We start from the raw sequence: 26,026 nt of genomic DNA, 5'->3' as shown, positions 1-26,026 counted from the left end.
CCCGGCTTCATACTGGCGAGACAAGCATGAGCATCCCTTTTTCCGCGCACCCGAACGATCAGCCGGTTGAGACCGATACCGGCCCTTTATCTTGGGTAATAGGTGAAATCCGCGATGCGCTGGGGCGATCCAAAATGGCGCTGCAAGATGCAGTAGCGCAGGACGCCGAGTCCAGAACAACCTCGCTGTACCATGCCAAGACCCATTTGCACCAAGCCCACGGTGCGCTGCAAATGGTGGATCTCGATGGCGTGACGATCGTCACCGAAGCCATCGAACAATTGCTGGAGCGTCTGGCGGCGGCCCAAATTACCTTGACGCAAAGCCATGCCGACATCGTCGGCGATGCTTACCAGGCCTTGCTGGAGTATCTGGAGCATGTGTTGTCTGGTGCGCCACAGCAAGCGGTGCGCCTGTACCCTTATCACAAGGCCGTTCTGGAGGCGCTTGGCGCAGCGCGCATCCATCCCGCCGACCTGTTCTTTCCGCAGTTGGCTGATCCGCTCGCATTGCCAGTCATGGATGCGAACCAGATGTCGCAACCGGCATCGTCTGCCTCGTATGCCGGTTTGCGGCGGCGGTTCGAGATGGCTTTGTTGCCATTTCTTAAAAATGGCGCTGCACCGGCTGACTCCAATAGCGCAGCAGCCATGTGCGCAGTCATTGCAGAAATAGAACAGGCGCAAACCGAACCGCAAGCGCGCAGATTCTGGTGGGTGATGCACGGCTTTGCCGAAGCAGTACGTTGCGGCCAGATCCCCATCGGGCACTTCGTCAAGCAACTGTTTGCCTTGCTTAACCTGCAGATCCGGCATCTGGCGCAGGGTTCCCCGAGTATTTCCGAGAGCCTGATGCGCGATGCCCTGTTTTTCATCGCGCAGATCGAGCAGCCTTCTGCTGCGGTTCTATTGATACGCGCTGCGCATCGCATCGAAGCGCCGATTCCCTCCGATTACGCAGTGCGGTATTACGGCCAAATCGATCTCGAGGCGCTGCGTACCGCCAAGGAAGGATTGGCACAGGCCAAAAGCATGTGGAGCCGGATTGCCGGTGGCGATGCCAGTTTTGCCGAATCTTTCATGCACACAATGGAAACACTGGCCGTGGCCGGTGACAAACTGAATGCATCCTCACTCGCCAAATTATTGCGCGAACTTAACAGCATCGCCCGCGATGCCGCGCATTCCAGCCCGGAGCACAGCATCTGCCTGGAAATGGCGACGGGCTTGTTATTTGTCGAATATGCACTGGATAACATCAGCCATCTGGGCGCCGATTTTCCCGGGCGTGCCGATGCGCTATCCGGCCGCTTGATTTCAATTGTCGCCGGAGAGGTGCCTGGCGCGTGTGCGCAATGGCTCGACGAATTATCCGAGCAAGCCCAGCAGAGACAGACTCTCGACGTGTTGGCGACCGAAATGCAAGCCAATCTGCGTCAGGTCGAAAAATCGCTGGAGGAATACTTTTTCAATCCAGCCCAAAAAGAATTGCTGCGCAAGTTGGAGCCGGCGCTGCACCAGATTGCCGGTGCGTTGGCAATCCTGGACCAGAACGATGCGATGCGTGCTGTCGAGCATACCCAGGCCGTGGTGCGTGGTTTTGCCGATAGTTCGCCCCACGCGCCGGCCGGCCGGCAGGCGTATCAGGATGTGGCGCAAAACGTCGGTGCGCTGGGGTTTTTCCTGGAAATGCTGGCGGCAGATCCGCGCGCCGCGCGCAGCCGTTTCACCTTCAATGCGCAGGATGGCATTTTTCATGCAAACCTGTTTCAGAAAACTGGCCCAGCGGCGGTCGCCACGCCGCAGGCTCCTGTGGACGTGACAAGCGGGGCTGCCGCTGTAGCTGCCGTGGCTCCGGTCGTTCCGGTCGAGGCGGCGGCAACCGATAGTGAAATTGACGCTGAACTGCTGGAGATATTTATTTCTGAAGCGCAAGAAGTGCTGGCTTTTGTGAACCAGACCTTGCCGCAGTCGCGTCAGGACAGCCATAACCAGGAGCATCTGGCTACCATGCGGCGCTCCTTTCACACGCTCAAGGGTAGCGGCCGCATGGTCGGCTTAAGCGTGTTCGGCAACGCCGCCTGGAGTATCGAGCAGGTAATGAATCTCTGGTTGTCCGAAGCGCGCAGCGCCAGCGCCGATCTCTACGCGTTGCTGGACATGGCAGTGCAAGAGTTGCAGACGTGGGTGGCGGAAATCCAGTTGCACGGGCAATCCGGGCGCACTGCAGACGCGCTGACACAGGCGGCCGAACGCGTGAAAACCGGCCAGGCGCTGGAATTGCCGGCCATCGTCCAGTGCTCCGTTGCAAGCACCGATGTGCCGGATGCTTCAGCAGTCGCGGCAATATTGCCTACCTGGTCTGAGGTTGCTGATTTGGAGCCGCTGTCGGCCGTGGATTTCGACTTCGATCTCGATCTTGAACTGGAGCTGGAACCTAAGCTGAAGCTGCCGCAGGATGCCGACCAGCCGTGCGAAGCGCAGCAACCGGTTACAGAGCGCAGCGATGATGCCGAAACAATCAGTTGTGCGCAACAGCCGACGGACGCGCAACTGACGGATGCGCCGCCGTCGGACGCATCAGCGCCCGAGCCGGAGCAGGCTGCCAGCGTAATCGAGTTCCCGGCAATCGCTGCGATGGATGCGCGGATGGACGATACCGTCAAGAAAATTGGCGATGTCGAGGTCAGTGTTCCATTGCACGCCATTTATCTGGCCGAAGCCGATGAAATTGTGCGTTTGTTGTCGAACGATTTTTCCGAATGGCGGCATGAAACCCAGCGCGCGGTCAGTCCGGAAGCGATCAATGCCGCGCATTCGCTGTGCGGCAGTTCAGCCACGGTCGGCTTCAAGGGGTTGCACGATCTGGCACGGGCGCTGGAGGAACTGTTGCAGCATCTGGCGCGGCAACCGGCCTTGTTGGAGACCGAAGAGTTCGGTGCTCTCGATCAATGCGTAGCCCATTGCAAGTCGATGTTGCAGACCTTCGCTCTGGGCGAGATGCCGCCGCTTCCGCTGGCGCAAATACGGCTGCTGGAAAGCCTGCACCGCCTGCTTAGGCAGCGGCGCGGACCAGTGGACCGCTGTGCGGAAGGGGAAATTGCAGCGCCGGAAGTCTTGCCGACGCAGCAAGAGCAAGTCTTGCTTGCCGACACCGGGGTGCAACCGGGCGCTGCCAATGCGAACGCTGCACTGCAGATCAAGGATGCACTTGACGCCGATCTGTTGCCGGTATTCATCGAGGAAGGACGCGATGTGCTGCCGGAAATCGGCCGCTTGCTGCGGGCCTGGCAACAAGCGCTTACTGACGCCGGATTGCCGCAAGCATTGCTGCGCTCGCTGCATACCATCAAGGGCAGTGCGCGTATGGCTGGCGCGATGGTGCTGGGACAGCATGCGCACGACATCGAAACCCACATCGACCAACTGATGCAGGCCGGCCCGCCGGGCGCGCTGGCGCTGGACGAACTGCTGGCCAGTCACGATCACAGCCTGCATCTGTTTGAACAGTTGCAGCATCCGGCACCGGCTGTCGAATCCGCTGTAGTGGCAGCAGAGGCGTCGGCTGAACAGGGCGGCAATGCGCTGACTGTCCAGTCCGCAGCCGCGCCGCTGTTAGTTGTGCCGCTGCTATCTCCCGCTGCGCTGCAAGCGCCGCTAGTACGGGTGCGCGCCGACATCATCGACCGCTTGGTGAACCAGGCCGGCGAAGTCTCGATTTCGCGCTCCAGGTTGGAAGCCGAGGTCGGAACCTTACGCGGCTCATTGTCGGAATTGACTGAAAACGTCAGCCGCTTGCGCAGCCAGTTGCGCGAAATCGAGATGCAGGCTGAATCGCAGATCATGTCGCTGATGCCGCAATCGGGCGACCGCGAATTCGATCCGCTGGAATTCGATCGCTTCACGCGTCTGCAGGAACTGACCCGCATGATGGCCGAAAGCGTCAATGACGTCGCCAGCGTGCAGCAAAGCCTGACGCGCACGGTAGAAGACGCCAGCGCCAACCTCAGCAACCAGGCGCGCCTGACCCGCGATTTGCAGCAAGATCTGATGCTGGTGCGCATGGTGCCGTTTGCCAGCGTAGCCGAGCGCTTGTACCAAGTCACGCGGCAAGCCGCCAAGGAAGTCGATAAGCGGGTCAATCTTGAGATTAGCGGTGCTGCAGTCGAAATCGACCGCAGCGTATTGGAAAAAATGGCGGCGCCGTTTGAGCATCTGCTGCGCAATGCGATTGTGCACGGGATTGAGTCGCGCGAGCAACGGCGCGCGCTGGGCAAGATTGATGCCGGCGAATTGCTGGTGCAGGTACGGCAGGAAGGCAATGAAGTCGTGATCCAGTTTGCTGACGACGGTGGTGGGCTCGACCTGGCGCGGATTCGCGACAAGGCCAGAAGCGCCGGCCTGCTCGGCATTGATGACACGATTTCCGACGCCGATGCGATGGATCTGATCTTTCAGCCCGGCCTGTCGACCGCATCTGAAGTTACCGCGCTGGCTGGGCGCGGCATCGGCTTGGACGTGGTGCACGAAGAGGTGGCCGCTTTGGGTGGCCGGGTGGCGATTAGTTCGGTAGCCGGTCAGGGCGCAAGTTTCACGATTCATTTGCCGCTGACGCTGGCCGTGACCCAGGTGGTTTTGCTGGAGAGCGGCGGCAAAACCTATGCGCTGCCTTCGGCGCTGGTCGAGCAAGTGCAGCAACTGAAAAGCCAGGCGCTGGCCAGTGCCTACAACGAAGCCGGCATAATTTGGCAGGGCCAGCAGGTGGAGCTGCACAATCTGTCGGTCTTGCTGGCCGATGATGCGGCGGCCCCGCTGGCGCAAAAATATTCGCAGTATTCGCCGCTGATAATTCTGCGTAGCGGCAATGACCGGGTGGCAATCCATGTCGACAAGGTGCTCGGCAACCGTGAAGTGGTGGTCAAGAATATCGGCCCGCAATTGGCTCGAATGGTGGGGATTGCCGGCGCTACCGTGCTGGGCAGCGGCGAAATTGTGCTGATCCTCAATCCGGTGGCGCTGGCATTGCGTGCGGCCAGGACCGGCCAGCGGGCTCAACGCCCAACGCGGTCCGATCCATTAGCATCAAGCGGCTTGGGCGCTGTGGCTGAGTTGGCCGCACTGTCGGACTCGCAGACCAGTCGGATCGACGCTCAGGCGACGCAACCAGTATCGGGTTTGCGCACGCAGCGCATCGTGATGGTGGTCGATGATTCATTGACGGTGCGCCGGGTGACGCAGCGCCTGCTGACCCGCGAAGGGTATCAGGTCGCGCTGGCCAAGGATGGCGTGGATGCATTGCAGCAGTTGCAGACCATCACGCCGGACGTGATGCTGGTCGATATCGAAATGCCGCGCATGGATGGCTTCGATTTGACCCGCAACGTGCGCGGCGATGAGCGCACCCACCAGATCCCGATCATCATGATTACCTCGCGCACCGCCGACAAGCATCGCAATTACGCAATGGAGCTGGGGGTTGACGCCTACTTTGGCAAGCCGTATCAGGAAGATGCGCTGTTGCAAGCGATTGCCGCCCATATCGCGCCAGCGGTGCCGGTGGGCTGACGTGGTTTCTGCATTATAACTATGGTCTGGAATATACATTGGTATGTATTTTTTTAATTCCAATTAAATAATGCGGCAATGCGGTGCTTTTTACCTATACTCCGCAGTATTTAAATTTATCATAATTGTTCTGGCTGCGTATTGCGCTACCCCTACACTTTGGCGACAAAAGGGCAGGTTCGGAACCTGCCCATCCCGTTACTCCGTCTCCGGCCGTATTAAAACAGCGGCGGCATAATGCGCGCCTGCTCGCGCAACTGGCATCGGGCTGCGGCATATTCGGGATAGATCGACGCCACCGTGGCCCAGAAGCGCGGGCTGTGGTTCATTTCGCGCAGATGCGCCAGTTCGTGCGCAATCACATAGTCGATCAGCGCCAGCGGGAAGTGGATCAGGCGCCAGTTGATGCGGATTTTCCGTTGCGAGGTGCAAGAACCCCACTGGGTTTTGGCCGAGCTTAATCCGAACGAATGGTAGCTCGCGCCGAGTTTTTCAGCGTAGTGCGGCAAGCGCTGGCCATACAGCCGCCTGGCCTGCGTTTGCAGCCAGCGCTGCAGGTGAATTTGCAATTGTTGCTGGCTGGTGTCCGCCGGCAGATGCAGGTGCAGTTCGCCTTTGATCGCATCGAAATCGACCCGCGCGGTTTTGGTATTCCAGATCCGCAGCGTCAGGTGCGCGCCGAGATAAGGCAGCAAGCTGCCGTCGCCCCACGGCAGCGGATTTTGCTGCGGTTGCAGCGCGCGCTCGCGGCGTTGTTGCAGTTTGCTGTTAATCCAAGCTTGTTTGTCGCGGATCGCATTTTCGATGGCGGCCACGGACAGCCGGTTTGGCGCACTCACGCGCAGTCCCTGATCGTCGATCAGGAATCCGATCGAGCGGCGCTGGGAGCGGCGCAATCCATATTCCAGCAACTGGCCGTCGATGGCAATGCTGCGCAGCACGATAGTCCGGTCGATTTTCTGCACGGTCTTGGGGTGGAGTGGCATAGCGCCGCTATCCGGCGGTGTCATTCCTTGAAATCATTTATTGGCGTAAGCCGCCGGCGAGATAACCCGCATTTCGGTTTCGATCCAGTTTTCCACCAGTTGCAACAGGCTATCCGGGGTGTGGCCTTCGGGCGAAATCGGCGGCCCGATCGAGACCGTGATGGTGCCGGGTTGCTTGATGAATGCATTCTTCGGCCAGCATTCGCCGGAATTGAGCGCGATCGGCACCACCAGCGCCTTGGTCTGGATCGCCAGCCGGGAGCCGCCGCTCTTGTATTGCCCTTTTTTGCCGACCGCGATGCGCGTACCTTCCGGGAACATGATGATCCACTGGCCATCGGCCAGACGCTTTTTGCCGTGCATGACGACTTGTCGTAAGGCATTCTTGCCACTGCTGCGATCGATCGGGATCATCCGCAACAAGCCCAGCGCCCAGCCGAAGAACGGCACGTACAGGAGTTCCTTCTTGAACACGAATACCAGCGGGCGCGGCATCATGCACAGCAAAAAAATCGTTTCCCAGGCCGATTGATGCTTGGGCATCAGGATCACCGGCGCATCCGGCAGGTTTTCCCAGCCCTTGAAGCGGTACTGGATGCCGCACACCACTTTTGCCAGCCAGATGGCGAATACATTCCAGCGCGAAGTGACGTAATAGCGCCGGTTATACGGCAGCGGCGCGGCTAGGAGGCAGACGCAGGCCCAGACCGGCGTCACCAGCAGAATGACCAATACAAAAAACAGTGAACGCAAAAACAGGGTGGTGCTGCGTAACATCGTGTCTCCAAAAAAGAGGGAAGATTCAGGCAGACGGCGGAATTGCGGCGGCGTCTTTATTGGCGGCTGTGGTGGCTGCAGTAACTGCAGTAGCATCCAGCAAGCCATCGACTGCTGCGGCCAGGTCCGGGTAAATCAGGGTGTCCGGCGGCAGGCCGTCGTCGGCCTGGGTTTTTGTGCCTTTGCCGGTCAGCACCAGATACGAGATGCAGCCGCAATTGAAGCCGGCTTGCAGATCGCGCAACGAATCGCCGATGTTGGGAATGCCTTTCAGGCTGACTTCGTAGCGTCTGGCGATTTCTAAAAACATGCCGGACTTCGGTTTGCGGCAGTCGCAATTGTCGCTGGCTGCATGCGGGCAAAAGAAAATCGCATCGATTTCAGCCCCGACTTCCTGCGCTGCCATGTGCATTTTCTGGTGAATCGCATTCAGCGCATTCATGTTGAGCAGGCCGCGCGCTATGCCGGACTGGTTGGTGCAGACCACCACCTGATAGCCGGCCTGATTCAAGCGCGCAATCGCCTCCAGAGAGCCGGGGATCGGTTGCCATTCGTCGGCTGTTTTGATGAAATTGGCGGAGTCGACATTGATGACGCCGTCGCGGTCGAGGATGATCAGCTTCATAGCCAAATCTTTCGCTTAAGCCAGTTTGGAAATGTCCGCCACCCGGTTCATCATCGCGTGCAATGCGGCCAGCAGCGCGATGCGGTTGTTCCGCAGTTGCACGTCCTCGGCCATCACCATCACCGAGCTGAAGAAGGCATCCACATCGTCGCGCAACTCGGCCAACAACTTCAGGGTGCGGGTGAAGTCGCCGGCTGCGAACGCGCTGTCCACCTGCGGCTGCAAGGCGGTCATGGCGGCGTGCAACGCTTGCTCGGCGGCTTCGCTCAACAAATTTTGTTGCACTTGACCGGGCACGATGTCGGTTTTTTTCAGGATGTTGGTGATGCGCTTGTTGGCTGCCGCCAGCGACGCTGCTTGCGGCAGCGCAGCGAAGGCCTTGACGGCATCCAGGCGTTCTATGATGTTGTCCAGCGTGTCCGGATTTTGCGCTACTACTGCTTCGATTTCATTGGGCGTAAAGCCCCGCTCGCGCAGCAAACCACGCAAACGATCCAGCAGGAAGGCGGTGATATCTGCGGTCGCTACCTTGAAATGCGGGTTGTAGGCGAATAGTGCGGCGCTATCTGACAACAGCGTATGGATCGATAGCGGCAGGCGTTTTTCCAGTAGCATGCGCAATACGCCTAGTGCGTGGCGGCGCAACGCAAACGGGTCCTTGTCGCCGGTCGGGTGCAGGCCAATGCCCCAGATGCCAACCAGAGTTTCGAGCTTGTCGGCCAGCGCCACCGCAGTGCCGGTTTGGGTCGCAGGCAGGGCGTCGCCGGCGAAACGCGGCTGATAATGTTCGCTGGCGGCCAGTGCGACTTCTTCATGCTCGCCGTCGTGACGGGCATAGTACGTGCCCATGATGCCTTGCAACTCTGGAAATTCGCCCACCATATCGGTCAGCAGATCGGTTTTCGCCAGCAGCGCGCCGCGTTCGGCCAGCGCTACGTCCGCGCCGAGTGCTTGGGCAATCTGGCCGGCCAGCGTCTTGACGCGTTCGGTGCGCTCGGCTTGGGTGCCGAGCTTGTTGTGATACACCACGTTGGCAAGGCTGGGCAGGCGTTCGGCCAGGGTTTTTTTCTGGTCTTGCTCAAAGAAGAATTTGGCGTCCGACAGGCGCGGGCGCACCACGCGCTCGTTGCCGCCGATGATGTGCTGCGGGTCGCTGGTTTCGATATTGGAGACGATCAGAAAGCGCGAACGCAGCTTGCCGTGGCTATCGGTCAGGGCAAAATATTTCTGATTGGTCTGCATCGTCAGGATCAGGCATTCCTGCGGCACACTCAGAAATTGCGGCTCGAAATGGCATTCATAGACTACCGGCCATTCGACTAACGCCGCGACTTCATCGAGCAGGGCTTCCGGCATCAGCACCCGGTCATCGCCTGCCTTGTCCAGCAGCGCGGCGCGGATTTTTTCCTTGCGCGCAGCAGGGTCGGCAATGACCTTGCCTTGCGCTTCCAGCGTGGCGGCGTAACTGTCGGCGTTCGGGATGCTGATTTCGCCCGTCGTCAGGAAGCGATGGCCCAGCGTCTGCGCGCCGGCGGCCAGGCCGAGGGCTGCGATTGGCACCACTGTGCTGCCGTGCAGTGCGACAATTTTATGCACAGGACGCACGAACTGCACGGTGCTGCCGTCCGGGCGCTGATAGCTCATCAATTTAGGAATCGGCAACTTGGCGATCGATTCGTCCAGCGCTGCCTGTAGTCCGCCGTGCAGCGCCGAGCCGCGTGCGGTGTGGGTGTAGAAAAAGCTTTCCACCTTGCCGTCCGGTGCGCGCTCCAGCGCATCGATGCCAATGTCGGGGAAACCCAGCGCGGCCAGTTTTTTGGCCAGCGGCGGGGTGGGTTGGCCGCTAGCATCGAGCGCAACGCCCACCGGCAGCACTTTTTCGCGGATCGATTTGTCCGGCGAAGTGGCGCGCACCTGGGTGATCGTGACCGCCAGCCGGCGCGGCGAGGCAAAGGTGGTTGCAACCGCGTCAGCGTCGAGGAAATCGCGCGCGCGCAAGCCGTTGAGAATTCCGGAGGCAAACGCATCGCCCAGTTTGGCCAGCGCTTTCGGCGGCAGTTCTTCGGTAAGCAGTTCGACTAACAGTGTCTGGTTCATTTTTTTGCCGTCCTCCCGGTTGGCCCGGGAAGCGCGTATTGAAGGAGTGGGTGGGTGGGCACAGCGTGCCCACGTTTCTATGGCAGCCTAATAGCCTAAGCCGCTTTGCGGCCATCGCCGCACATCGGGAAGCCGAGCTTCTCGCGCGAGTCGTAATACGCTTGCGCCACGCCGCGCGACAGGTTGCGGATGCGGCCCATGTAGGCGGCGCGCTCGGTGACCGAAATCGCGCCGCGTGCGTCCAGCATGTTGAAGCTGTGCGCAGCTTTCAGAATCATTTCGTAGGCGGGCAGCGTCAGCGGCACTTCCAGCAGGCGCTTGGCTTCGGCCTCGAAACTGGAAAACAGCGAGAACAGGAATTCGGTATTCGCGTGTTCGAAGTTGTAAGTCGATTGCTCGACTTCGTTTTGATGGAACACGTCGCCGTAGGTCAATTTCTTCGTGATGCCGTGCTCTTCCCATTCGGTCCAGACCAGGTCGTAGACGTTTTCCACCCCCTGCAGATACATCGCCAGCCGTTCGATGCCGTAGGTGATTTCGCCCAGCACCGGCTTGCAATCGAGTCCGCCGACCTGCTGGAAATAGGTGAACTGGGTCACTTCCATGCCGTTCAGCCAGACTTCCCAGCCCAGGCCCCAGGCGCCCAGCGTCGGGTTTTCCCAATCGTCCTCGACGAAACGCACGTCGTTTTGTTGCAAATCCAGTCCCAGCGCCTTGAGCGAACCGAGGTACAGGTCGATGATATTTTCCGGCGCCGGCTTCATCACTACTTGATATTGGTAGTAATGCTGCATGCGGTTTGGGTTTTCGCCGTAGCGGCCATCCTTGGGACGGCGCGACGGTTGCACATAGGCGGCACGCCATGGCTCGGGGCCGATTGCGCGCAGGAAAGTCGCGGTGTGCGAAGTGCCGGCGCCGACTTCCATATCGTAGGGCTGGAGCAGCGCGCAACCTTGCGCGTCCCAATATTCTTGCAGCTTGAGGATGATTTGTTGGAATGTAAGCATGTTGTGATTCTCTAGCCGCACGGCGTCGCGCCGCGCTCAGGGTGAATGGGGCGAATAATCGGGCAAGTCCGCCAAAGCATGGATTTTAACGGGTTTTAGCAGGGTTATGCGCGAACGCAACGGTTTTTGCGGCTGGTAAGCCAGCCCGCACCGAGCGCCAGCGCAGCCAGCAACAGCATAGTGGCATTGCCGGCCAGAATATAAGGCGTCATGCCCTGCATCCCTTGCACCGTAGCCGATAAGGTGCCGCGCCGGTAGCGCTGCAGTTGCGCGGTCACTTTGCCTTGCGGGCTGATGATGGCGGTGGTGCCGGTATTGGTGGCGCGCAGCATCGGACGGCCGGTTTCCAGTGCGCGCATTTGCGAAATTTGCAAATGCTGCGGCAGCGCGATGGTGTCGCCGAACCAGGCGATGTTCGAGACATTGAGCAGCATGGTTGCCACCGGCGCACCGGCGAAGTGGTTGGCGGCCAGCTGGCCGGCGATTTCTTCGCCGAACAAATCTTCATAGCAGATATTCGGCAGCAGCCACTGGTCCTTGACCGCGAACGGCGGCTGCACCACCGGGCCGCGTGCGAAATCGCCCAGCGGAATGTGCATCAGGTCGACGAACCAGCGAAAGCCGGTCGGGATGAATTCGCCGAATGGCACCAGATGGCGCTTGTCATAGCGATAGGTGGTGACGGTGGCAGCGCTGCGTTCGGGCGCGATGCCGATCACGCTGTTGGCATAGCGTTGCGGGCCGTCGCTGACCGGTATCCCAATGGCCAGATGGCTGCCGGAGCGCCGGGCAAAATCGGACAAAAGCGACAGATATTCGGGCGGCAATTGTTGTACAAACAGCGGGATTGCGGTTTCCGGTGTGGCGATCAGGTCGGCCGGCGCAGCGCTGATCAGGTCCCGGTACAGCACCAGCGTTGTGTCGATTTGTTCAGGCGCAAATTTCATGGCCTGCGCCACATTGCCTTGCAGCAGCCGCACCGTGATCGGCTGGCCGGCAGGGCTGGTCCAGCGCACCGTTATCAGGTCAAGCCCGACTATCAGCAGCAGCAGCGCCAGCGCCAACGGCGCTTTGCGATTTGGAAACAGCGTCAGGCAACCGGCGATCAGGGCCGAAATCCAGGCCAGCCCGTAGACGCCGATCAGCGGCGCATAGCCGGCCAGCGGGCTGGCGGTATGCGCATAACCGGAGGAAACCCAGGGCAGGCCGGTGAAAATCCAGCCGCGCAGCCATTCGGTCAGCGCCCACAGAGCCGGGAAGATCAGTAGCGCCACGCACGCCGGCGCAGCCTGCCAGCGCTGCCGCAGCCATGCAGACAGGCCGAACGCCAGCGCCGCGTAACCACCTAGAAACAGCGCCAGCAGAATCACCGCCAGTGCCGCGATTGGCGCTGGCATGCCGCCGAAATCGTGCATGCTGATATACAGCCAGTAGACCCCGCACCCGGTCCAGCCGAAACCGTAAGCCCAGCCGATCAGCGCGCCGTGTTTGTAATTTTTTGCGTGCAAAGCCAGCGGCAGCACCGCAGCCAGCGACAGAATTTGCAGCGGCCACAGGCCGAAAGGTGCAAATGCCAGTATGTTTAGTGCGCCGGCCAGCAGTGCCAGCAACATGGATCGATAGAGTGGCACGCGATGAGGTCCGGGAATGAGTGATCTGTGGAAGAGCTGCGTAATGAAATTACAGCACAACGCAGGTTTATGGCGGCTGCAATAGGGTATTTTCCGGATTTCGAAATAATTGTTGTACTACTGCATGTATTTTTATTTGCTGCATATAATCATTGCGGAAAACGATGTATTTTTACGCATACCCCGGCAATATTTTTATTTCTCTGGATTTGACTCAGGCTTCCGGCGGCACTTCGGTAGTGCCGAAAACATCGGTGTAAGCCGGGTAGAACGAGCAATACATGATGATGGTCAGCACCACCGACAGCGGCAGCAAAATCATCATGACTACGGACGAGCTGCCCAGCAGGAGGACGGCGAACAAACTAACTATCGTCGGGAACACGATGCCGATGACGCCCCATGCCAGGCCAAACACCAGAAACGGTTTGCCGGTGCGGAAGACCGCGAAGAAGCTATAAAACAGCGCCTTGACGACGCCCATCTTGTGCCACGCCACCAGCGGCGCCGCATACCAGAATGCCATCGAAACCGGCACGTACAGCAGCGCGGAAAGCAGCATTGCCGACACCATGTCGGAGTTTTGTGCGGTTTTCGGATCGAGTGCGGCCTGGCCGGTAATGACGTTCCAGAATACGCCGCCATCGATCAGGCTGGACGCGCCGGCAGCGGCGGCGGCGGCGAATAGGTACAAGGCACCCAGTTTCAGCAGGTTTGCCACTGCCGGCGAACGAAATCCGGTCAGCAGCAAGCGAGGCGTGACGCGCTTGCCATGTTCGATGTTCACGCAAGCCTGCAGGAACGCGAGCGAAAATGCCGGCACCAGCATCAGCGGCAGCACCTGGCCGACAAACGGGATGATGCCGATTGCCAGCATCATGAACATATACGCGAGGAACAGCATCGACATTTCTGTCGGTTGCTTGCGAAACAACGCGAAACCCTGTTTGATCCATTGCAGGCCGGTTGCGGCGGGGAGTTTTTCCATGATCAATACAATGCCGGTGCGGGATGGGCGATGCGCAGGCGCAAGATCCGCTCGAAATGCGTCGGGTCATGCGGCGTCAGCATTTCTGCAGCGCGCGGCAGATGGGTGTCGTACAGGCGCGACAGCCAGAAACGCAGCGCGCCGGCCCGCAACATCGGTTGCCAGGCAAGTTGCTCGGCGGCAGTAAACGGGCGCACTGCATGATAGGCGTCCAGCAGCGCGCGTACCCGGGCCGCATCGAGCACTCCGGTTTCCAGGTCGATGCACCAGTCGTTGACCGTCACGGCAACGTCGAACAGCCAGCGCTCGCAGCCGGCGAAGTAAAAGTCAAAAATGCCGCTCAGAGTGTCGCCGACGAACATCGCATTGTTGCGAAACAGGTCGGCGTGGATAGCCCCGTGCGGCAATTGCGAATAAGCGGCAGATGCGGAGAAGGCCGACTGAAAATGCATCTCCGCGCGCAGCAGGTGGGCGTTATCAATCGACAGGAAGGGCAAGACCGCCGGCGTGGTGGCATTCCACCAATCCAGGCCGCGTAAATTCGGCTGCGTCAGCGGAAAATCCTGCGCCGCCAGATGCATTTTTGCCATGGCTCTGCCAACTTCGGCGCAATGCACCGCTTGCGGCGCCAGCTGGCAGCTGCCAGCGAGCTTGGTCACGATCGAGGCCGGCTTGCCGTGCAGGCGGTGCAGAATTTCGCCCTGCCGATTGGCAATCGGCTCCGGCACCGGCACGCCGCGCTGCGCCAGATGCTGCATCAACTGCAGGTAAAACGGCAGCTGTTCGAAGCTGAGTTGCTCAAAAATGGTGAGGACGAATTCTCCTTCTTCAGTGGTGAGGAAAAAATTGCTGTTTTCGATGCCTGATGAAATGCCTTCGATTGCAAGCGCTCGGCCGAGTGGGAATTGCTTAATCCAGTCGGAGAGGTCATTCAGTGTGACCGGGGTAAATACTGCCATGGGAATGAAATGAAGATAAGGTAAAAGATGGGATCAATCGGATGCAAATGAAATGACGCGGCAGCAGCCTGCCGGACTTAGGGTATTTTGCAGCCGATTCTTCCTAAGTCCGACAGACTCCTGGTGCGCGTCATTTTGCTGGTGCGGCAGGTTTCACTGCGGGCGGCGCTTTGGCGGCCGGCGCAGGGGTTTCTGCATTTTTGGCTTCGGCCGCGGCCGCTGCAGCCGCCGCGGCTTCAGCAGCTTTCTTTTTCTTGAGGCCCATATCGAACTCAACCACCGGCCATTGCGCCGCGCGCATCTCCTTGCTTTGGCCGTCGCCGCGCAGGGCGCTGCCGGCTGGATCGACCGGTTTCAGGTAATAGGTGTTGTTGCCGCTTTTGACCTCGACTTCTGTGACTTTGCCTTGCTGGCGCTTTTCGGTGATTTTCTTTTCTGTACCTGGCGGGGTGATGGAAATCGCAGGCGGCTCGCCTTCCTCCAGATTTTCCATCACGGGCGGCTGTTGTGCTGGCTGTTGCGCGCTCACCAGTAAAGGTATTGCGCAGGCGGCAATGGCGCATCCGACGGTGATCCAGGCTTTTGATAATCGCATGATAATTAGGCCGGTTGGCATGAAATGAACGGGAAATGTTCTAGTAAAGATAGCAGTGTCGCCGATTGTAGCAAACAGAGTCTGTGGCGCTCAAGAATGGATTACAAATACAGCATTTTTTGCCGCTCTTCTTCCGACAGTTCAATCTCGCGCGCTTCATAAAAAGCAAAGATGGCATCGACGATATTAGACGGCTCATCGATCAGATGGATCAAGTCGAGGTCTGTTTCATTGATTACGCCGGCAGCCAGCATGGTTTCGTGAAACCAGCCCAGCAAGCCGCACCAGTATGTGGTGCCGACCAGGATGATCGGCATCGGGCGTGATTTTCCGGTCTGGATCAGGGTCAGCGCTTCACTCAGTTCGTCCAGCGTGCCGAAGCCGCCGGGAAACACCACGTAGGCATCGGCATACTTGACGAAAGCCACCTTGCGCGCAAAAAAATGCCGGAAACTGATCGAGATGTTTTGCCACGCATTACGGGTTTGCTCGTGCGGCAGCTCGATATTGAGGCCGACGGACGGCGATTTGCCCTCGAACGCGCCCTTGTTGGCGGCTTCCATGATGCCTGGGCCGCCGCCCGAAATCACCGCAAAACCGGCATCCGACAAGCGCCGGGCGACATCCACGCACATGATGTAATACGGATTTTCCGGCTTGAGCCGGGCGGAGCCGAAGATCGAAACCGCCGGGCGTAGCTCGGAAAGCCGTTCGGTGGACTCAATAAATTCTGCCATAATCGTGAACATATGCCACGATTCGCGCGCTTTTTGCGAGGTGGCGCGTTCCTTGTCCGTCACCTGCCGCAAGCGCAGCACCCTTTTCCCAATTTCTTCCATATGCATAAAACCCTGTTATTAGTCGACGGTTCCAGTTATCTGTATCGCGCCTTTCATGCCTTGCCCGATTTGCGCAACGCCGAAGGGGCGCCAACCGGCGCCATGTACGGCATGATCAACATGCTGCGTCGCTTGCGCCACGATTATCCCGCAGCATACATGGCCTGTGTCTTCGACGCCAAAGGCAAGACCTTCCGCGACGACCTGTATCCGCAGTACAAGGCGCAGCGCGCGGCGATGCCGGAAGACCTGGTGCGCCAGATCGCGCCGATCCATGAAGCAACGCGGGCCATGGGCTGGCCGATCCTGATGATAGAAGGCATCGAGGCCGACGACGTGATCGGCACGCTGGCGGTGGAGGCCGCCAAGCGCGGCATGGATACCGTGATCTCGACCGGCGACAAGGATCTGGCGCAGCTGGTCAACGACCATGTGATGCTGATTAATACCATGAGCAACGAAAAGCTCGACCATGCCGGCGTAGTCGCCAAATTCGGCGTGCCGCCCGAGCGCATCGTCGATTACCTGAGCCTGATCGGCGACACCGTCGACAACGTGCCGGGCGTATCCAAAGTGGGGCCGAAAACCGCGCTTAAATGGCTGGCCGAATACGATTCGCTGGAAGGCGTGATGCAAAACGCCGCCAACATCAAGGGCGTAGTCGGCGAGAATCTGCGCACTGCGCTGGAATGGCTGCCGCAGGCCAAGGTGCTGGTGACTGTCAAGACCGATTGCGATTTGTCGGCGCAGATGAAGAGCATTCCCGAATCGCTGCAACAATTGCCCGAAGACCGGGAAGCGATGCTGGCCTTGTTTTCCCGCTACGGCTTCAAGAGCTGGCTACGCGAGTTGAGCAGTCAGCTGGCCGAGCAGGTGGGCCGAAGCGCCACGCCAACCGGGCCGAATGTCGTTACCGCCTCGGCACCGGCGGCAGTCGAAAAACAGTACGAAACCGTGCTCACCGAAGCCGACTTGGAGCGCTGGCTGGCGGCGATTTCGGCTGCGACGCTGACTTCGCTCGATACCGAAACCACTTCGCTGGAGCCGATGCAGGCGCGCTTGGTCGGCATTTCTCTGTGTTGCGTGGCAGGCTGCGCTGCCTACATTCCGCTGGCGCACAGTTATCAGGATGCGCCGCAGCAATTGTCAATTGAATTCGTGCTGTCCCGACTGAAACCGTGGCTGGAAGATGCCAGCCAGAACAAAGTCGGCCAGAATCTGAAGTACGACAGTCATGTATTTGCCAATCACGGCGTGACGCTGCGCGGCATTCGCCACGACACGTTGCTGGAGTCGTACGTGTTCGAGTCGCACAAGGCCCACAACATGGACAGTCTGGCGCTGCGCCACCTGAACCACAAGACCATCAGCTTCGCCGACGTCTGCGGCAAGGGCGCATCCCAAATTTGCTTCGACCAGGTTGAGATCGGCGTTGCCACCGAATATGCGGCCGAAGACGCCGACATCACATTGCAACTGCATCAGGCGATGTGGCCAGAAGTTGAAGCCGATGCTGGCCTGACCTTCATTTACGAAAAAATTGAGCTGCCGACCGCCGTCACGCTGCAAAAGATCGAGCGCAACGGCGTCCTGATCGATGCCGAACTGCTGGGCCAGCAGTCGAACGAACTCGGCAAGCGGATGCTGGAACTGGAGCAGAACGCTTACGAATTGGCCGGTCAGCCGTTCAACCTGAATTCGCCGAAGCAGCTGGGTGAAATATTCTTCGATAAATTGAAATTGCCGGCGCTCAAGAAAACTCCGTCCGGCGCGCCTTCAACCGATGAAGCAGTGCTGCAAAAATTGGCCGAGGATTATCCGCTGCCTAAAGTGCTGCTCGAATACCGCGGCCTGGCGAAGCTGAAATCGACCTACACCGACAAGTTGCCGAAGATGGTCAACCCGCAGACCGGGCGCGTACATACCAATTATGCGCAAGCGGTGGCGGTGACTGGCCGGCTGGCGTCAAACGACCCGAATCTGCAAAACATCCCGATTCGCAGCGTTGAAGGGCGGCGCATCCGCGAAGCTTTCATTGCGCCAGCGGGCAGCGTGATCGTATCAGCTGATTATTCGCAGATCGAGTTGCGGATCATGGCGCATATCTCCGGCGACACCAACATGCTGCGCGCTTTTGCCGCCGGCGAAGACATCCATCGTGCCACCGCCGCCGAGATCTTCGGCGTCACGCCGCTGGAAGTGTCGAGCCAGCAGCGCCGTTACGCCAAGGTCATCAACTTCGGCCTGATTTACGGCATGAGCGCGTTCGGCCTGGCCGGCAATCTCGGCATCGAGCGCGCGGCCGCACAACAGTACATCGATAAATATTTTGCCCGTTTTTCCGGCGTCAAGCGCTTCATGGACGACACCAAGCTGGAAGCCAAGTCGCGCGGCTATGTCGAAACCGTGTTCGGCCGCCGCCTGTGGCTGCCGGAGATCAACTCCCCGAATGGTCCGCGCCGCCAAGGCGCCGAGCGGGCCGCGATCAATGCGCCGATGCAGGGTACCGCAGCCGATCTGATCAAGCTGGCGATGGTGGCAGTGCAGGATTGGCTGGAACAAGACCGAATGCAATCGAAAATGATCATGCAGGTCCACGATGAACTGGTGCTGGAAGTGCCGCAAGCCGAACTGTCTATTGTGCGCGACAAATTGCCTGCGATCATGGCCGGCGTGGCCAAGCTGAAAGTGCCGCTGATTGCCGAGGTCGGCGTCGGCAACAACTGGGATGAAGCGCATTGATTGTTTGTGATTGGCAGTATGAAATCGCAAGTTTTGTAGGTCGGGTTAGCGGCTTCATCGCGTAACCCGACATTTGCGGCTGAGGATGTCGGGTTACGCTATCGCTAACCCGACCTACGATGCTTTAGTAGCGCAGATCTGCGTGCCTGCACCGGGCCGCAGGCACGGGACCTGTATATTGCGTAAGTCTTAATCCGCAGAGGCGCACATGGATGTCGCAAGTATTTTTCGCTTAATCGCGCTGGCCGCCATCTGGGGCGGCTCCTTTTTGTTCATGCGCATCGGCGCACCGGTGTTCGGGCCGGGCGTGTTGATCGAATTGCGGGTCGGGCTGGCTGCAGTCTTCCTGTGGCTGATGTGCCGCATGCTCGGACGGCAGACCCATTTGCTGCAACACTGGCGGCATTTCCTGATCATCGGCCTACTCAATTCGGCGCTGCCGTTTCTGTTGTTCGCGTATGCAGCGCAGACTTTAAGCGCGTCGCTGCTGTCGATTTTGAATTCTTCCGCGCCCATTTTCGGCGCCATCATTGTCGCGCTCTGGCTGCGCCAACCGGTCGGCCTTTCGGCTGCGCTGGGGCTGGTGCTGGGCGTGTTCGGGGTGGCGACGTTAGTGGCGGGCACTCCGATGGTGCATGGCGATGGCTGGTGGCTGGCGATTGCGGCCGGTCTGGCGGCGCCGTTTTGTTATGGGCTAGCCAGTGCCTACACCAAGCAGTCACCGCTCGCTATTGATCCAACCGATAACGCACACGGCAGCATGTGGGCCGCTGCAATCCTGGTGTTGCCATTCGCACTGTTGCTGCCGATCCAGCAAAATCCCAGTAGCGCCGACTGGCTGGCGGTGAGCTTATTGGCGATCGTCTGTACCGGTGCCGCTTATCTGATTTTTTTCAGGCTGATCAAGGATGTCGGACCGATGCGCGCGTTGTCGGTAACCTTCCTGATTCCGGTATTCGGCGTGCTGTGGGGCGCGTTGTTTCTGGGGGAGACGGTCGGCTGGAGCAAGCTGTTCGGCGGCGCGCTGGTATTGTGCGGCACCGCCTTGGCCAATGGCGTGATCCGGCTGAGACGCCCGATTACCACCTCGGCTTAACCCATATGCAGCCCGCCATTGATCGAAAAATCGGCTCCAGTGATGAAACCGGCCGCGTCATCGCAGAGGAACGCTACCGTGCGGCCGATGTCATCCGGCGTGCCCATGTGGCCGACCGGGATTTGCGCGATGATTTGCTGGCGCATTTCTTCGGCTACCGCTAGTGTCATCTCGGTGCCGATGTAGCCCGGTGAAATGGTGTTGACGGTAACGCCCTTGCGCGCGCCTTCCTGCGCCGCCGCCATCGCGAAGCCATGCACGCCGGCTTTGGCGGCGCTGTAATTAGCCTGGCCGAATTGCCCTCTTTGGCCATTCACCGACGAAATATTCACCACCCGTCCCCAGCCGCGCGTCAGCATGCCGTCGAACACCTGGCGCGTCATGTTGAAGACGCCGTTGAGATCGGTGTTGATCACCGCCAGCCAGTTTTCGACCGACATTTTTTTGAGCGTGCCATCGCGCGTAATGCCAGCATTGTTGACCAGGATATCGACCACGCCGATGTCAGAGCTAATGCGTTCGATCAACTCCTGGCAGGAAGCGAAGTCGCTGATATCGACCGGATACACCGCAACTTCGAATGATTGTTCCCGCATGCTCCGTTGCCAGGCGGCTGCGTTTTCCTGGTCGCCGTTAAAGTAAGTTGCAATCACGCGTCGCCCCTGTTGGCACAAAGCGCGGCAGGCTGCGGTGCCGATGCCGCCGGTGCCGCCTGTTACTACTGCAATTTTTTTGGTCATGCTGTTTTCCCCGTTGGTTGTGCAAATTTTCCTGATACGTATCAGCATCGCTGTGTTGATGATGTTAAGTTTATGGATCGCAGCGCAAGTCAGGCTTGATTGCGATCAAGCCACTACAGTGCAAAGCACCTGCTGGCGCTGTTGCTGCGGCCGATGCTTCAGCCCAGTTATGGATATGATATGCACTGTTTCTGAATTATTCCGATTGCCACTGTCTTTTGGAGCATAAAAATGCCACACATGGAACAAGATTTCGATAGCCTGGTGAGCAGGACACCCTTGTCGGAGCCATTGGGGCGGCGCGATTTCCTGAAAACCACCTTGGGTGCCGGCTTTGCGGCTGCGGTGCTGCCTGTGATGGCGCAGACCGTGATCAAGACCGATAGTATCGGTTTGACTGCAGGCCAGATCACCATTGATGTGAATGGTCAGAGCGTGCCGGTGTATCGGGCCCAGCCGGCCGGCAAGACCGATTTGCCGGTGATCTTGGTGGTGTCCGAGATTTTCGGCGTGCATGAACATATCGCCGATGTCGCGCGCCGCTTTGCCAAGCAGGGCTATCTGGCGCTGGCGCCCGAATTGTTCGTACGCCAGGGCGATCCGCGCGCTTACCCGGCGCTGGGTGAATTGATCGATAAAGTGATAAATAAGGTGCCGGACGCCCAAGTGATGGGCGATCTGGATACCTGTGCCGTCTGGGCTCGCAAACATGGCGGCAATACCGGCAAGCTCGGTGTTACCGGATTTTGCTGGGGCGGGCGTATCGCCTGGCTGTACGCGGCGCACAATCCGGACATCAAAGCCGGCGTGGCGTGGTATGGCCGACTGGTGGCCAGCACTAGCGGCAACGATCTCGCACTGACGCCCCGTCAGCCGATCGATATCGCTGCCAGCCTGAAGGCGCCGGTGCTTGGCCTGTATGGCGGCAAGGATGGCGGGATCGGGCAAGATACCATCGAGCAAATGCAAACGGCGCTGGCCAAGGGCAGCAGCCATTCCGAATTCGTGGTGTATCCGGACTCCGGCCATGCTTTTTATGCCGACTATCGGCCTAGCTATGTCGAAGTCGATGCCAAGGACGGCTGGCAGCGCTGTCTGGCCTGGTTCAAGGCGAACGGCGTAGCGTAAATCGACTGCACCTGCCTCCGTAAACTTAACTGCTGAATCAACCGCTTGAATTGGCTGCTTGTTTACAGGCAGCCCTTGTCCGTGTTCTAATTGCAACCCAGTTGCAAACATGAGGCTTAAAATTAACTCCACCCTTATATCCATCCTGCTCGCAACAACGATAGCAGGCGTGGGCAGCATTGTTGCTGCAGCGATTTTTTCGTTTAGCCTGTTATCGACGCTGGTGGATAGAATGGTCAGCTTTTCGGTCGGCATCCTGTTGTCGACTTCCCTGTTGCACGCGCTGCCGGAAGCGTTCGAGTCGCAAGCCGATACGCATACTCTTTTCGCCACGCTGTTCGGCGGCTTGATGGGGTTTTTCCTGCTGGAAAAATTCGCCATTCTGCGCCACTCGCACCACCATGAAGGCGACGGTCACGCGCATGCACACGGTCACGATATGCGCGAAGCCGGCAAGTCGGGTCTGATGATTCTGATCGGTGACGGCTTGCACAATTTCACCGACGGCATCCTGATCGCCGCCGCATTCCTGGCCGATCCCAAGCTTGGCATTGTCACTGGCCTGGCCATCATCGCGCACGAAATTCCACAGGAAATCGGCGACTTCATCGTGTTGCTCAATGCCGGCTTCAGCCGCGCGCGCGCCTTTACCTACAACTTGATTAGCAGTCTGCTGGCGGTGCTGGGCGGCTTGCTCGGCTATTTCACGCTGGAGTCTGCCACCGGCGCCATTCCCTATGTGCTGGTGCTGGCCTCGTCCGGCTTCATCTATATCGCGGTGTCCGACCTGATGCCGCAAATGCAGCGCCGCGCCACCCTGCGCGAAACCGTGCCGCAGATCGCTTTGATCGGATTGGGCGTGGTGACGGTCTTGTATCTCACCGGACAAACACACTAATGGTAGAGTATGCCGATAAAAATATGTTTTTCCGCATATAAATGGTAGATTTTTAAAAATACATTATGCTGTATTTTTATTTTTAACGCGTCATCGCGTAGTTTTTAGCACCAAAACCAGAAAGGGAGCCTTCGGCTCCCTTTTTCACATGTAACGGTGGCCCTGCTCGTGCTCTGGTTTAAAACTCTTCCCACTCGTCACTGTTCGCGCCAGCCGGTTTTTTTCCAGATTTTGGTGCGGCTATAGCCGTAGCCGTGATGGCTTTTTGCTTCGAGACGGTTTTGGCAGTCGCCGGAATTTTTGCCGCAGGCGCACGCGGCGCCAGCACCGCTGAAGTTTCGCTGCCCAGCTTGAAAACGCTGACCGCCTGCGCCAGCGACACAGCCTGATCCTGCAGGCTTTCGGCAGCAGCCGCCGCCTGTTCCACCAGCGCCGCATTCTGTTGCGTCATTTCATCCATCTGGCCGATGGCTTGGTTGACCTGTTCGATGCCGTCGCTTTGCTCCTGGCTGGCGGCGGTAATCTCGCTCATGATGTCGGCCACCCGTTTGACCGAGCTGACGATTTCATTCATGGTCTGGCCGGCGTCGTCCACCAGCTTGCTGCCCTGATCGACTTGTCGTACCGAATCGTCGATCAACGCCTTGATTTCCTTCGCAGCGGAAGCCGAGCGCTGCGCCAAGTTGCGCACTTCGGTGGCGACCACCGCAAAGCCGCGCCCCTGTTCGCCGGCGCGGGCCGCTTCGACCGCCGCATTCAGCGCCAGGATATTGGTCTGGAAGGAGATGCCGTCGATGACGCTGATGATGTCGGCGATCTTGCGCGAGCTGGCCTTGATCGAGCCCATGGTGTTGACCACTTGCGACACCACTTGGCCGCCTTTGACTGCCACTGTGGAGGCGGTGGCGGCCAGTTGGTTGGCCTGGCGCGCATTGTCGGCATTTTGACGCACGGTGCCGGTCAGTTGTTCCATTGAGCTGGCGGTTTCTTCCAGCGAACTGGCCTGAGATTCGGTGCGCGAGGACAGGTCGGCATTGCCGGAAGCGATTTCGCGCGAGGCGACGGCGATGGTGTCGGTGCCCACCCGGACATTGCCGACTACGCGGGCCAAACCCTGGCTGATGCCGTTCATGGCCGCTGCGAGTTGGCCGAGTTCGTCGCGTCCACCGCTTTTGATCGCGGTAGTCAGGTCGCCCGCGGCAATTTGCTGTGCGGCTCGCGTCGCAGCGCCGAGCGGACGACTGACCATCTGGCGTATCACCAGATACAAAAGGCTTGCCAAAAACAGGTTGAGGAGGGTGCCGATGATGGCGTAAGTGTTGCGCAGCGAGGTTGCCGCGTTGGTAATCTCATCCGTATATACGCCGCCGACTACTACCCAGTCCCAGCCCTTGATGTGGTCGTATATGGCAATTTTTTCGCGCGCTGACGACTCGCCCTTGTTCTTCCACGGATAAGAGATGGTGCCTTGCTTCTTGATCACTATTTCCTTGACGAAGCTGATGCCGTTGGCGTCTTTCGCCTCCAGCATGTTCTTTCCTTCCAGCGTTGGATGGATGGTCAGTTTGCCGTAGTCCGGGCCTTCTTTCGCGTTCAGTACGTAGAAATAACCGGTCTGGCCTATTTTGACGTTTTTGATCTTGTTTTTGAGCGCTTCGAGACCATCGGTGATGTCCACGCCGACATACAGGATGCCGATTACCTTGCCGCTGGCATCCTTGATCGGGTCATACTGGGTCATGAATTGGCGGCCGAAGAGCATCGCCGGCCCGCTATATGATTGGCCCGCGATCAACAGCTTATAGCCGGGATAGTTGCGATCGAGCAGCGTGCCCACTGCGCGCTGTCCGTCCTCTTTTTTGACCGAGGTCGAGACCCGTATGAAATCTTCTGCCGACTTGACGAAAATCGTGGCCGTGGCGCCGGTCTGGCCGAGAAAGTTGTCCACTACCGAAAAATCGAGATTGAGCGGGGTGTCGCCATTCTTCAGGGTGGGGGTCTGGGTGCCGCCGACATTGACCATGGCGGTTGTATCGACCGTAAATTCGCCGTAGAAATAATTTTTCAATAATTTTGTGGAGCGGGTGACTTCATTGCGGGTCGTGCTATCGAGGACGTCAATCATGTCGACGACCATCCTGGCTTGCGTCCTGAGCGCTGCCGTCGTCTGGGATTCCATCAACTGCTTGTTCGAGTAGCCGATCGCGAGCGTAAAGCAAGTATACAGGCTGCCGACCAGCATTAATATTGCGAGCGCGAGTTTAGTCCCGATGCCCCAGTTGCGAATGTTGCTGATTATTGTATGCATGATTTTATCCGCAAATATATTGAAATGAACTCCGTACACATCAACGGCAAAATCACTCCGAACTTTAGTTGACGAGAGTCCTTTGCTGGCTGCGAAGCAGAAATATTCCGGGCCTAAAAGCAAAAGGGCATCTCTGCTAAAATCAGCCGGTAAATTCACCAAATTTGAAGGCACGTATGTTGTATCCGGAACTGTTTAAATCGCTCGAGCAAGTGCGCTGGAACATGGAGACGGATATTCCGTGGGACAGCTTCGACGCCAGCCTGCTCACCGACGAGCAGGCGCAAACCATCAAGATGAACGCGATTACCGAATGGTCGGCGCTGCCGGCCACCGAGATGTTTATGCGCGACAATCGCGATGACAGCGATTTTTGCGCCTTCATGTCGATCTGGTTCTTCGAAGAGCAAAAACATTCGCTGGCCATGATGGAATATCTGCGCCGCTTTCGCCCCGCATTCGTGCCCACCGAGGCCGAGTTAGACCGAGTGCGTTTCGAGTTCGATCCGGCGCCGGCGCTGGAAACCCTGACCATGCATTTTTGCGGTGAAATCCGCCTCAACCACTGGTATCGCTGCGCCGCCGACTGGCATAACGAGCCGGTCATCAAGCAGATTTACAAGTTGATTAGCCAGGACGAAGCGCGCCACGGCGGCGCCTATTTGCGCTACATGAAGAAGGCCTTGCTGGCCAACGGCGACAAGGCGCGCGGCGCTTTCGCCCGGATCGGCGTGCTGATGGCGTCGGCCCGCCGCACCGAGAAGCCGTTGCACCCGACCAATCTGCATGTCAACCATGCGCTGTTTCCGAACGATACCGTGCAATCGCGGGTACCCGACCCGGGCTGGCTGGAGCACTGGCTGGACGACCAGATCAAATTCGATGGCGTTTGGGAAAAAAAGGTGGTCGAGCGCATCCTGCACAATCTGTCGCTGCTGCTGGAGCGCAGCTTCGATTCGGTGCAGGATTTGAATCATTACCGTAAAGAAATTGCAGCGCGGTTGGCAGCCACGGCGGAAGTTGCCTAAATGTGCGTTGCCTGAGTG

Annotated in this window: 18 protein-coding genes; 6 read left to right on the top strand and 12 right to left on the bottom strand. The window is 58.7% G+C overall.

Annotation, left to right across the window (positions count from 1 at the left end; translation table 11 throughout):
* The first annotated feature begins 26 nt into the window (after positions 1–26).
* Positions 27–5,564 carry a hybrid sensor histidine kinase/response regulator gene (locus tag FKCLFG_RS12840; RefSeq protein ID WP_472613469.1) on the top strand — a complete coding sequence of 1,846 codons (5,538 nt, stop codon included), beginning with the start codon at positions 27–29 and terminating at the stop codon, positions 5,562–5,564.
* Between the two features lie 218 nt (positions 5,565–5,782).
* Here the strand turns inward: FKCLFG_RS12840 and FKCLFG_RS12835 are convergent, their stop codons facing one another.
* The 10 genes from FKCLFG_RS12835 to FKCLFG_RS12790 all read right to left on the bottom strand — a co-directional run bounded on the left by FKCLFG_RS12835 (position 5,783) and on the right by FKCLFG_RS12790 (position 16,068).
* Positions 5,783–6,550 carry a M48 family metallopeptidase gene (locus tag FKCLFG_RS12835; protein WP_472613468.1) on the bottom strand — a complete coding sequence of 256 codons (768 nt, stop codon included), beginning with the start codon at positions 6,548–6,550 and terminating at the stop codon, positions 5,783–5,785.
* Positions 6,551–6,583: 33 nt separating this feature from the next.
* Entirely contained in the window at positions 6,584–7,327 is a 744-nt protein-coding gene (locus FKCLFG_RS12830; protein ID WP_472613467.1) for a lysophospholipid acyltransferase family protein, read from the bottom strand.
* Between the two features lie 25 nt (positions 7,328–7,352).
* Complete coding sequence (gene gmhB, locus FKCLFG_RS12825; RefSeq protein WP_472613466.1) at positions 7,353–7,952, bottom strand: D-glycero-beta-D-manno-heptose 1,7-bisphosphate 7-phosphatase; 600 nt, start codon at positions 7,950–7,952, stop codon at positions 7,353–7,355.
* A gap of 15 nt (positions 7,953–7,967) precedes the next feature.
* Complete coding sequence (glyS, locus tag FKCLFG_RS12820) at positions 7,968–10,049, bottom strand: glycine--tRNA ligase subunit beta (RefSeq protein WP_472613465.1); 2,082 nt, start codon at positions 10,047–10,049, stop codon at positions 7,968–7,970.
* A 95-nt stretch (positions 10,050–10,144) separates the two neighbouring features.
* Positions 10,145–11,056 carry a glycine--tRNA ligase subunit alpha gene (gene glyQ, locus FKCLFG_RS12815; RefSeq protein ID WP_472613464.1) on the bottom strand — a complete coding sequence of 304 codons (912 nt, stop codon included), beginning with the start codon at positions 11,054–11,056 and terminating at the stop codon, positions 10,145–10,147.
* 104 nt (positions 11,057–11,160) lie between these two features.
* Positions 11,161–12,669, bottom strand: a complete 1,509-nt coding sequence (lnt, locus tag FKCLFG_RS12810; RefSeq protein ID WP_472615857.1) for an apolipoprotein N-acyltransferase — start codon at positions 12,667–12,669, stop codon at positions 11,161–11,163.
* 232 nt (positions 12,670–12,901) lie between these two features.
* A complete protein-coding gene (locus tag FKCLFG_RS12805; protein WP_472613463.1) occupies positions 12,902–13,675 on the bottom strand; it encodes a BPSS1780 family membrane protein in 774 nt (257 codons plus the stop codon).
* A gap of 2 nt (positions 13,676–13,677) precedes the next feature.
* Positions 13,678–14,634 (bottom strand): homoserine kinase, encoded by a 957-nt coding sequence (locus tag FKCLFG_RS12800; RefSeq protein ID WP_472613462.1) that lies wholly within the window; start codon positions 14,632–14,634, stop codon positions 13,678–13,680.
* 130 nt (positions 14,635–14,764) lie between these two features.
* Complete coding sequence (locus tag FKCLFG_RS12795) at positions 14,765–15,229, bottom strand: DUF2782 domain-containing protein (RefSeq protein WP_472613461.1); 465 nt, start codon at positions 15,227–15,229, stop codon at positions 14,765–14,767.
* 101 nt (positions 15,230–15,330) lie between these two features.
* Positions 15,331–16,068 (bottom strand): LOG family protein, encoded by a 738-nt coding sequence (locus FKCLFG_RS12790; protein ID WP_472615856.1) that lies wholly within the window; start codon positions 16,066–16,068, stop codon positions 15,331–15,333.
* On the opposite strand from FKCLFG_RS12790, the gene polA reads away from it, so the two are divergent.
* Both polA and FKCLFG_RS12780 read left to right on the top strand, forming a co-directional pair.
* Positions 16,069–18,810, top strand: coding sequence for a DNA polymerase I (gene polA / locus FKCLFG_RS12785; protein ID WP_472613460.1), 2,742 nt, complete (start codon positions 16,069–16,071; stop codon positions 18,808–18,810).
* Positions 18,811–19,018: 208 nt separating this feature from the next.
* On the top strand, positions 19,019–19,906 hold the full coding sequence (locus FKCLFG_RS12780; RefSeq protein ID WP_472613459.1) for a DMT family transporter: 888 nt from the start codon (positions 19,019–19,021) through the stop codon (positions 19,904–19,906).
* Here FKCLFG_RS12780 and phbB read toward each other — a convergent pair.
* The gene (gene phbB / locus FKCLFG_RS12775; protein WP_472613458.1) at positions 19,903–20,646 is read right to left on the bottom strand and encodes an acetoacetyl-CoA reductase; all 744 of its coding nucleotides are present in this window, start codon (positions 20,644–20,646) and stop codon (positions 19,903–19,905) included. The two genes, FKCLFG_RS12780 and phbB, sit on opposite strands and share 4 nt — an antisense overlap.
* A gap of 231 nt (positions 20,647–20,877) precedes the next feature.
* Here phbB and FKCLFG_RS12770 point away from each other — a divergent pair, with 231 nt between their 5' ends.
* Positions 20,878–21,774, top strand: a complete 897-nt coding sequence (locus FKCLFG_RS12770) for a dienelactone hydrolase family protein (protein ID WP_472613457.1) — start codon at positions 20,878–20,880, stop codon at positions 21,772–21,774.
* 109 nt (positions 21,775–21,883) lie between these two features.
* The gene (locus FKCLFG_RS12765; protein ID WP_472613456.1) at positions 21,884–22,672 is read left to right on the top strand and encodes a ZIP family metal transporter; all 789 of its coding nucleotides are present in this window, start codon (positions 21,884–21,886) and stop codon (positions 22,670–22,672) included.
* A gap of 178 nt (positions 22,673–22,850) precedes the next feature.
* Here FKCLFG_RS12765 and FKCLFG_RS12760 read toward each other — a convergent pair whose 3' ends face one another.
* The gene (locus tag FKCLFG_RS12760) at positions 22,851–24,980 is read right to left on the bottom strand and encodes a methyl-accepting chemotaxis protein (protein WP_472613455.1); all 2,130 of its coding nucleotides are present in this window, start codon (positions 24,978–24,980) and stop codon (positions 22,851–22,853) included.
* Positions 24,981–25,156: 176 nt separating this feature from the next.
* On the opposite strand from FKCLFG_RS12760, the gene FKCLFG_RS12755 reads away from it, so the two are divergent.
* Complete coding sequence (locus tag FKCLFG_RS12755) at positions 25,157–26,008, top strand: ferritin family protein (protein ID WP_472613454.1); 852 nt, start codon at positions 25,157–25,159, stop codon at positions 26,006–26,008.
* Positions 26,009–26,026 lie beyond the last annotated feature (18 nt).

The organism is Gelidimonas denitrificans, from assembly GCF_055694065.1.
The sequence above is the reverse complement of the archived record's forward strand: the minus strand, read 5'-3'. Positions and strand labels throughout refer to the sequence as shown.